The organism is Streptomyces fuscichromogenes (assembly GCF_014645815.1).
Taxonomy (GTDB): Bacteria; Actinomycetota; Actinomycetes; order Streptomycetales; family Streptomycetaceae; genus Streptomyces; species Streptomyces fuscichromogenes.
Map to the genome: position 1 here is coordinate 204,610 of NZ_BMML01000022.1, position 9,088 is coordinate 213,697.

At 72.8% G+C, this 9,088-nt stretch carries 11 protein-coding genes; 4 read left to right on the forward strand and 7 right to left on the reverse strand.

Features of this window, described 5'->3' with window-relative positions:
• Positions 1-304: 304 nt before the first annotated feature.
• Positions 305-958 (forward strand): class I SAM-dependent methyltransferase, encoded by a 654-nt coding sequence (locus tag IEZ11_RS37150; protein WP_189267400.1) that lies wholly within the window; start codon positions 305-307, stop codon positions 956-958.
• 32 nt (positions 959-990) lie between these two features.
• Here the strand turns inward: IEZ11_RS37150 and IEZ11_RS37155 are convergent, their stop codons facing one another.
• From IEZ11_RS37155 to IEZ11_RS37165, 3 genes are all read right to left on the reverse strand, one after another.
• Complete coding sequence (locus IEZ11_RS37155) at positions 991-2,049, reverse strand: maleylacetate reductase (RefSeq protein WP_189267422.1); 1,059 nt, start codon at positions 2,047-2,049, stop codon at positions 991-993.
• Positions 2,050-2,054: 5 nt separating this feature from the next.
• Positions 2,055-2,912 (reverse strand): intradiol ring-cleavage dioxygenase, encoded by an 858-nt coding sequence (locus tag IEZ11_RS37160; protein ID WP_189267401.1) that lies wholly within the window; start codon positions 2,910-2,912, stop codon positions 2,055-2,057.
• A gap of 82 nt (positions 2,913-2,994) precedes the next feature.
• Positions 2,995-3,507: a hypothetical protein gene (locus IEZ11_RS37165; protein ID WP_189267402.1), complete on the reverse strand. Its 513-nt coding sequence runs from the start codon at positions 3,505-3,507 to the stop codon at positions 2,995-2,997.
• Between the two features lie 130 nt (positions 3,508-3,637).
• Here IEZ11_RS37165 and IEZ11_RS37170 point away from each other — a divergent pair, with 130 nt between their 5' ends.
• The gene (locus IEZ11_RS37170) at positions 3,638-3,985 is read left to right on the forward strand and encodes a cupin domain-containing protein (RefSeq protein ID WP_189267403.1); all 348 of its coding nucleotides are present in this window, start codon (positions 3,638-3,640) and stop codon (positions 3,983-3,985) included.
• Positions 3,986-4,275: 290 nt separating this feature from the next.
• Here IEZ11_RS37170 and IEZ11_RS37175 read toward each other — a convergent pair whose 3' ends face one another.
• A complete protein-coding gene (locus IEZ11_RS37175; protein ID WP_189267404.1) occupies positions 4,276-5,307 on the reverse strand; it encodes a LacI family DNA-binding transcriptional regulator in 1,032 nt (343 codons plus the stop codon).
• A 122-nt stretch (positions 5,308-5,429) separates the two neighbouring features.
• On the opposite strand from IEZ11_RS37175, the gene IEZ11_RS37180 reads away from it, so the two are divergent.
• Positions 5,430-6,596: a phytanoyl-CoA dioxygenase family protein gene (locus IEZ11_RS37180; protein ID WP_189267423.1), complete on the forward strand. Its 1,167-nt coding sequence runs from the start codon at positions 5,430-5,432 to the stop codon at positions 6,594-6,596.
• A 142-nt stretch (positions 6,597-6,738) separates the two neighbouring features.
• On the forward strand, positions 6,739-7,743 hold the full coding sequence (locus IEZ11_RS37185; protein WP_189267405.1) for a Gfo/Idh/MocA family protein: 1,005 nt from the start codon (positions 6,739-6,741) through the stop codon (positions 7,741-7,743).
• A 257-nt stretch (positions 7,744-8,000) separates the two neighbouring features.
• On the opposite strand, the gene IEZ11_RS37190 is transcribed toward IEZ11_RS37185, so the two are convergent.
• The 3 genes from IEZ11_RS37190 to IEZ11_RS37200 all read right to left on the reverse strand — a co-directional run.
• The gene (locus IEZ11_RS37190) at positions 8,001-8,171 is read right to left on the reverse strand and encodes a hypothetical protein (RefSeq protein ID WP_189267406.1); all 171 of its coding nucleotides are present in this window, start codon (positions 8,169-8,171) and stop codon (positions 8,001-8,003) included.
• Positions 8,172-8,301: 130 nt separating this feature from the next.
• A complete protein-coding gene (locus tag IEZ11_RS52600; RefSeq protein WP_373295019.1) occupies positions 8,302-8,502 on the reverse strand; it encodes a hypothetical protein in 201 nt (66 codons plus the stop codon).
• Positions 8,503-8,506: 4 nt separating this feature from the next.
• A partial coding sequence (locus IEZ11_RS37200) for an ATP-binding cassette domain-containing protein (RefSeq protein ID WP_189267407.1) occupies positions 8,507-9,088 on the reverse strand: 582 nt, incomplete at its 5' end.

The window sequence follows — 9,088 nt, forward strand, 5'->3', positions numbered from 1 at the left end:
ATGAGACCGGGGAGCGACCGCTCCCGGCTTCACGAAAGGCGAGGCCACGTGTGCGCAGGCTGTGCGCTTCCCCTTCTTCCCGGTCCGGCGTCGCGCACGCCGAGCCGCTGTCCAGCGGACGCAACTCCGAAGCGGGCTCGGCCGGTTGATCGACGACGCCGATGAAGCCGACATCGATGTCAGGCCGCGGCTGCACGGACACCTCACACAGGCACCCGCCGCGGACGCGGCCCGCTCGGCGGGGAACGCCGCCGGGTGGCAGTATGACCGGCCTCTCCGCCGAGCCCACCGGGAGGCGTCCGCCGTGTCCGACCTCGACAGCCAGGTTCCCTACTGGGACGCCGCCGCGGCGACCAGGACGTTCACCCATCCGCTCCATCCGCCCTGGCTCGACGGGATCGACAGGCACGCCGCGATCCTCGACTACGGATGCGGCTACGGCCGCACCATGGCGAGGCTCGAAGAGTCCGGCTTCGACGACCTCACGGGCGTCGACACCTCACCGGGAATGATCGAACGGGCCCGTCGCCTGCACCCCGCCATGCGATGCGCGGTCCTGGACGCGCCACCGGCCCTGCCCTGCCCCGACGCCCGCTTCTCCGCGGTCCTGCTCTTCGCCGTGCTGACCTGCGTCCCCGGTGACGACGCCCAGCACCGCCTGATCGGCGAACTGGCCCGTGTCCTCAGGCCCGGCGGGATCCTCTACGTGAGCGACCTTCTGCTGCAGGACGACGAACGCAACCGCCGCCGCTACGACCGCTGTGCCGAGCGCTACGGCAGTTACGGCGTGTTCGAAACGGGCGACGGTGCGGTCTGCCGCCATCACTCCCGCGAGCGGCTCACGACCCTGCTCGGCGGGTTCGAGACCATCGGCACCCGGACGATCCCGGTGACCACCATGAACGGCCATGAGTCGACGGGAATCCAGCTCCTCGCCCGCAAGCCCACGGCGATCTGAACAGCGAGCGACCGCGCGCGGGCCCCGCGGCTCTACCGGGCCGGTCCGCCCTCGTACGCCGCCCGCAGCACGCTCAGCGCGTCGTCGAACGTGACCGGTCTCGGGTTGGCGTACGGCTCTCCGGCGACCTGGGTCGCGGCAACCGCCAGGTCCGCTTCCTTCAGGCCGAGTTCGGCGAGCGAGTGCGGTGCGCCGAGACGGCCCGCCAGTGACCGCAGCGCCGCCGGGGCGTCGTCCACGCCGAGGGCCCGGGCCACGGAGGCGGCCGCCTCCGGGACGGCGGGCGCGTTGAAGGCGAGGGCGTACGGCAGGACGACGGTGTGGGTCTCGGCGTGCGGAAGGCCGAAGGTGCCGCCGAGCACATGGCACAGCTTGTGGTGCAGGCCCATGGTGGTGGCGCCGAGGCAGGCCCCGCACAGCCAGGCGCCGTACAGGGCACGGGAGCGGGCCGGTACCGCGTCCGGGGCCGCGGCGATCTCCGGCAGCGCGCCCGCCAGCGCCCGTACCCCCTCCTCGGCCATCAGCGCGACCAGTGGCGAGCCGTCGGGTGCGTAGAGCGCCTCGACGGCGTGGGCGAGGGCGTTGATCCCGCTGGTCACCGAGAGCGGGACGGGCAGGGCGAGGGTGAGCTCGGGGTCGTACACGACGCTGCGCGGCAGGACGACGGGGTCGCGGCCGGTGCGTTTGACGCCGTGTTCGGTCAGACCCCAGACCGGGGTCATCTCGGAGCCGGCGTAGGTCGAGGGCACCGCGATCAGCGGGAGTCCGGTGCGCAGGGCGATGGCCTTGCCGAGGCCGATGGCCGAACCGCCGCCGACGGCCACGCAGCCGTCGGCGCCCGCGGCCCCGGCCGCCGCCACGCCCCGGTCGGCGACCTCGACGGGGACGTGCATCCGAGCCCCGGTGTGCAGGCCCGCACAGGCGTCTCCGAGCGAGTCCGCGACCGTCCGCGCCGTCCCCGCGCCACGCTCGCCGCTCAGCACCAGCAGCCGCCGCAGACCCAGGTGCCGGGCCTCCTCGGCGGGTGCGGTGCGCGCGGCGCCGGGGCGGAAGACCACCCGGGAGGGACGGGTCTCGTACACGAAGTCCAACGGGTTCACGAGCGCTCCAGGACCAGGTCGAAGCGGGCGTGCCGGAACGGGTTCGGCACGCCGTACTCGCCGGCCAGGGCCGGGTCGTCGGTCGGGGTGAAGTCCTTGACCAGGCCCTTCTTCACGGCGAACACCGCGTCGGAGTCCAGGTAGGCGCCGCCGGCGACGAAGATGTGCGTGGTGACCGGCGCGTGTCCCGCGGCCGAGACGATGAAGTGGATGTGGGCGGGGCGGTAGGGGTGCCGTCCGGTGGCCTTCAGCAGGGCGCCCACCGGGCCGTCGGTCGGGATCGGGTACTCGCTGGGCACACAGGTCCGGAACCAGAAGCGGCCCTCGTCGTCGGCGGTGAACAGACCACGGCCGTTGCCGGGCGGCTGGACGTCGGGCTGCTGCACGTCGTAGAAGCCGTTCGGGTCCGCCTGCCACACGTCCAGGACCGCGCCGGGCAGCGGGGTGCCGTCGGCGGCGCGGACGACACCACTGACCACGCAGGGCTCGCCGGTGCCCGCCAGGTCGATGTCGGCGCCGAGTTCCCGGACCGGGGACTCGGTCATGTGGAAGGGGCCGAGCACGGTCGACTCGGTGCTGCCGGGGTCGCTGTGTCCGTTGACCGTCTCGACCAGCATCGACAGGCCGAGGACGTCGGAGAGCAGGATGAACTCCTGCCGGGTGTCGGTGCAGGTCTGCCCGGTCTCGGTGAGGAACGCGATCGCCGTCTCCCACTCCTGCCGGGTCAGCCGGGTCTCGCGCGTGAAGGCGTGCAGATGGCGGATCAGCGCGGTGAGCAGTTCGCGCAGCCGGGGGTCGTCGGTGCCCCGCAGGCTGTCGACGGCCTCGGTGGTGACCACGTCTTCGGTTGTCATGCCGGCTCCTTGCCCGGAGGAACAGTGACCTTGAGTGATCGTAATCCCGTTTACCGTTCAATGAACCGGATCGACTCGGCACCTACTTGATCAGCGCGTTGGCGATCACCACGATCACCCCGAGGAACGCGTCGACCACGCCGATGAGCACGGCCACGAGCCAACGCCGCGTCGACCAGCGGGCGGTGACGAGTCCCAGGCCGAACAGGATCACGATGTTCAGGACGAAGGCCGGATACTCGACGCCCTTCGGCGGCCACCAGCCCCAGCCGGCGCCCGCGAGCAGGAAGACCGTGGGCAGGACGGCCGCGACCAGCGGCCACTCCTCGGCCAGGGTGCGCAGCGCGTCCCAGCGCTGGTGCGGGGCCCGCTCGGCGATGTAGTGGGCGTAGCCGTGCGCCAGGGCGGAGGCGCAGGCGGTGACCAGGAGCCAGAGGGCGTCGTAGCGGCGGCTGGCCGCGGAGGTGTGCCCGTACTGGGTGAGCGCGGCCACCATGGAGCAGGCCAGCACGGCGCCGTAGACCCCACCGAACAGGACGGCCTCGCGGGTGTCGTGGGCGCGCGGCCGGGCCACCGCCGGCGGGGAGTCGGGCATGCCCTCCACGATCACCTGGGCCGGGGCCGGCCGCCACCGGGGCTCGGCCCGACGAAGTGTCCTCCCACCAGGCCGGATGCCCTACACCCTGTCCGCGGCCGGACACCGGTGGGCTCGCTAGGGTCGCCGTATGACGACGCACAGCTTCGCCCTGCACATCCCCGACGCCGAACTCGAACCCGACCCGCTCGACCCGGCGCAGATCCTCTCCGGCACCCCCGAGGTCACCGGGAAGGTGGTCTGGGAGTCGGCCGACGGCAAGCAGCTCCGCGGAATCTGGCAGATCACCCCGGGCGTGGTCACCGACACCGAGGCGGACGAGCTGTTCGTGGTGGTCAGCGGCTCGGCGACGATCGAGGTCGAGGGCGGCGCGACGTTCACCGTGGGCCCCGGGGACATGGCGGTACTGCGCGCGGGCGACCGTACGACATGGACGGTGCACGAGACACTGCGCAAGGCGTACGCGATCAGTCTGTGAGCACCGCCGGACGGGTCGTGAGCGCGCCGGACGGTCGTGAACACGCCCAGGCACCCGGACGGTCCGGGCCACGCCCGGACAGTCGGGGGCACGCCCGGACGGTCGGGGCCACGCCCGGACAGTCGGGGCCACGCCCGGACAGTCGGGGGCACGCCCGGACCGGTCGTGGACGGAACGGACCCGGCCGTGGACAGGCCGGACCGGTCGTGGACGCGCCCGACCAGCGCGCGCATGCCCGGCCGGTCCGCGGGCGCTCAACAGGTCGCGGGCGCTCAGCGGGTCGCGGGCGCTCAGCGGGTCGCGGGCGCCGGCATGTTGTAGGGCGTGACCACCTGTATCGCCGACGGCAGGGTCGGGCCCGCCGGGGGCAGCGCTCCCTGGGCGCGCATCACCAGGTGGCAGGCCTCGCGCATGTCCTGGCGCAGGTCGTGGTGGAGGACGGCGGACAGCCGTTGCTCACGCAGCAGCCGGGTGTTGTCGTGGTCGAGGTCGTGGGCGACGAACACGGCGCATTCCCGGCCGAGATCCGCGAAGGCGCGCAGGGTGGCGATGTTGCCGCCGCCGATCGAGTACACGGCGCGGATCTCCGGGTCGCGCTCCAGCGCGGCGCGGACCAGGTCGTACTGGGTGGCGTCCAGACCCTGTCCCTCGGCGATCTCCACCAGGGTGCGCTCGGGGTGCCTGGCCCGCATGGCGCTGCGGAACCCCATCTCGCGCTCCTCCTCGTTGCGGAAGAAGCCGCTGCTCAGGCTCGTGAGGACGTTGCCGGGCCGGTCGCCGAGCCACTGGCCCATCAGATACGCGGCGGTGGCGCCGGCGGCCCGGTTGTCACTGCCGACGTACGCCAGCCGGCCGCTGGCGGGCAGGTCGGTGACGAGGGTGACGACCGGGATGTCCGCCGACCTGAGGCGGCCGACGGCGGCGGTGATCTCGGGGACGTCCGGGGCCTTGAGGATCACGCCCTGCGAGCCGCGCCGGGCTATCCGGTCCAGCGTCCGCACCAGCTCCTCCACCGGTCCGGTCTCCCGGAAGTGGAAGCGGGAGCGCACCACCGCCGGGTGCAGGGCCGGCAGCTCGGCCTCCAGCGCGCCGCGCACGGCCGTGGTGAACCGCTCGGGCGCCTGCATCACGATGTCGACCATGAAGGTCCGGCCCACCAGCCGGACCTGGGTGCGCTGCCGGTCCAGATCGGCGATGGCCCGCTCCACCTCGCGGGCGGTGCTCTCCCGGACGCCGCCCCTGCCGTTCAGCACCCGGTCCACGGTGGCCTCGCTGAGCCCTGCCTGACGAGCGATCTCACGGATGGGGAAGGGGTGGCCCACGGGCTGCCTCCTTGAGGGGATTTTGATGGGTCGCTGCTGGTTGTTCGAGGGGTTTGTGCTGACAAGAATGACAGAGCCCCGCCGTGGCCGTGACCGTGGCCGTGACCGAAAGCAGGACGTCGATGTCCCTCGCCGCCGAACAGGGCCGTCCCTGGCTCTCGCAGCAGGACTGCGACCTGGACGCCTTCCGTGCCCTGGTCGAGCGGACCACGGACCCGGCCGACTACCCGCACGCCTCGGCCGTCGCGGACAACGTCCTGGTCTACGACAGCGCCCGGCTGCGCACCGCCGACGCGGCCCGTCAGGTGAGGACCGAACTCGTCCGCGCCCTGGCCGACGGTCCCGGCGTCGTCGTCCTCAAGGGCGCGTTCCCGGACCCGAAGGTGGTGGACCGGGCCACCGCGGTGTTCGAGGCGCTCATCTCGGAGCAGCACGAGTCGGGTGCGGGGGCCGGCGACCACTTCGCGACGCCCGGGGCCAACGAGCGGGTGTGGAACGCCCTGGAGAAGGCGGCCCTGTACGACCCCGAGGTGTTCGCCGACTACTACGCCAACGACATCGTGGCTCTGGTCTCCCGGGCCTGGCTGGGCCCCGGCTACCAGATCACCTCGCAGGTCAACGTGGTGAACCCGGGCGGTGCGGCGCAGACCGCACACCGCGACTACCACCTCGGATTCCTCTCCGACGAGACGGCGGCGGACTATCCGGCCCATGTGCACCGCCTCTCCCCGGTGCTCACCCTCCAGGGCGCGGTCGCGCACTGCGACATGCCGGTGGAGTCGGGGCCGACGATGTACCTGCCCTACTCGCAGACCTACGAGCCCGGCTATCTGGCCTGGCGGCGGCCGGAGTTCCAGGCGTACTTCAAGGCCCGCCACGTCCAGCTGCCCCTCGCGAAGGGCGACGCGGTGTTCTTCAGTCCCGCGGTGTTCCACGCGGCCGGCACCAACCGCACCCTCGACGTGCGCCGGATGGCCAACCTGCTCCAGGTGTCCTCCGCGTTCGGGCGGGCCATGGAGACCGTGGACCGGGAGGCGGTGGCCAACGCGGTCTACCCGGTGCTGCGCCGGCGCCGGTCCGAGGGGGCCGGTGAGGCCTGGCTGGAACACGTCATCGCCGCGAGCGCGGAGGGTTACCCGTTCCCGACCAACCTCGACAGCGATCCGCCGGTCGACGGCATGGCCCCGCCCTCGCAGGCGGACCTCGTACGGCGGGCGCTGCGCGAGGGGTGGGTGCCGCGGGTGCTGAGGGACGGGTTGCGGGCGGCGTCGGCGCGGCGCGAGAGCTAGGGGCCGACCGGCCGGAGGTCGTCCGCGGGTTCGTCGTGGCTGGTCGCGCCCACGCGGCGGCAGCCGCATATCGATACAGCCCCGCGCCCCTGTCGGGGCGCCTGGTGGCACCGGACATACCAACATCAAGGAGTAACACTCAATGCGTATCGGAATTCTCGGCCTCGGCCGTATCGGTGCTTTTCACGCCGAGACCCTCTCCGGGCTCGACGTCGTCGACTCGCTGGTCTTCACCGACCCGTTCGCGGACGCGGCCAAGGCCGCCGCCGAGAAGTTCGGTGCCGAGGTCGTGGACTCGCCCGAGGCGCTGCTGGCCGCCGGTGTGGACGGCATCGTCGTGGCCGCCGCCACCGACGCCCACCCGGCCCTGATCCTGGCCGGTGTCGAGGCCGGTGTCCCGGTCTTCTGCGAGAAGCCGGTCGCCAGGACGATGGCCGAGGGCGTCGAGGTCCTCAAGGCCGTCCAGGGCAGCGGCGTGCCGATCCAGATCGGCTACAACCGCCGCTTCGACGCGGGCTTCGTCGCCGCCCGGGCCGCCGTCCAGGGCGGCGAGCTGGGCAAGCTGCACACCGTGCGCTCCACCACCCTGGACCCGGCGCCGCCGCCGGCCGCGTACATCGCCGCGTCCGGCGGGATCTTCCGGGACTGCTCCGTGCACGACTTCGACATCATCCGCTGGGTGACCGGCCACGAGGTCACCGAGGTGTACGCGGTCGGCGGCAACCGGGGCGCCGACTACATCAAGGAGGCCGGTGACGCCGACACCACCGGCGCGATCCTCACCCTGGGCGACGGCACCATCGCGGTGGTCTCCAACTCCCGGCACAACGCCCGGGGTTACGACGTCCGCATGGAGCTGCACGGCTTCGCCGACTCGATCGCCGTCGGCCTGGAGGACAAGCTCCCGCTGCGCTCGGTCGAGCCCGGCGTGACCTTCCCGGCGGGCACCCCGCACGACTTCTTCATGGACCGGTTCACGGCGGCCTACCGCGCCGAACTCACCGCCTTCACCGAGGTCGTGGCCGGCACCCGGCCCTCGCCCTGCACCGTCGAGGACGCCCTGGAGGCCGGCTGGATCGCCGATGCCTGCACGCTGTCCCTGCACGAGCACCGGCCGGTCACCATCGCGGAGGTCCGCGGCGCCTGACACCCGCGGACACTCCTGCCACGGCGGGGCGGGGACCGGAGACACGGTCCCCGCCCCGCCGTCCGTCGTGTCAGGCCAGCGGCCCGTCCACGATCAGCGCCAGGATCCGCGCCGCGCGCCTCGGCGTCGCCGCGTACCGGCCGATCCGCCACCGGGCGCCGAGCCGGCGGAGCACGTCCCCGAGGTCGGTGCCGGACGGTGCCGGACCGCGCCGAGAGCCTGCTCGCGCACGGCGCGGTGGCCGTCCCGGCGGCGGCTCAGAGGCCGTAGCGCACCGCGAACTCGTCCGGGTCGTAGGCGTCCCGGTCCGGGTCGTGCCCGACCGCCGGCAGGGTCTCCACCATGTCCTCCGGGCGGATCCGCTCCGGCAGCGTGCCGAACCGCTCCTTGCGTGTCACGGCCTCGGCCGCGGTCTCCTCGTGGCTCATGCTCGCCCTCCCCGTCGTCGCGGACATCACCCCACTGCGATGGGAACGCGCGCGCCCCGGCGGGTGTTCCCGAACCCGCCGGGGCGCGCGGGGACCCGCGGATCTCTCCGCGGGTCCCGGGATGCGGCCGTCAGGCGCCGCAGGACCGCAGGTACTTCCGGGTGCGCACCGCGATGGGCAGTGGCTTGTCCGGCTCGCAGGGGTGGACGTCCTGCTCGGCGATCGCGAACGGGTCGACGCCCAGGGCACCTGCCCGGGGTCGCCCGGGAACCGGACGCCCCCGGGAGCCGGGAGCCGGGCCGACCTGGGTGCGGTCGACAGCGTCGGTCACGTACTCAGGACTTTCCCTCCGAACCGGTCGCGACGGGTGCGGTGAGGTCCTCCTCTTCCGGGAGTTCCTCGGTGTCGACTCCGCGCACCTGGGACAGCTCGTGCTTGAGGGCCGCGAGTTCGGCGCCGCCGGCCATGTGGTTGGTGAGTTCCTCCAGGGTGATGTCGCTGCGTTCGGCGGAGAGTTCCAGGGTGCCGAGGCGCAGCACGCTGAAGTGGTCGCCGACCATGTAGGCGTGGTGCGGGTTGTGGGTGATGAAGATGACGCCGAGGCCGCGGTCACGGGCGGCGGCGATGTACTTCAGGACCACACCGGACTGCTTGACGCCGAGGGCGGCGGTGGGCTCGTCGAGGATGAGGACGCGGGCGCCGAAGTAGACCGCGCGGGCGATCGCCACACACTGGCGCTGGCCGCCGGAGAGCGTGCCGATGGGCTGGTCCAGGTCGTCCAGGACGATGCCCATGTTGCGCAGTTCGCGGTCGGCGGTCTCCTTCATCTTCGCGATGTCGAGACGGCGCACGGGCCAGGGGCCCTTGGTCATCTCGGAGCCGAGGAAGAAGTTGCGCCACACCGGCATCAGGGGGAC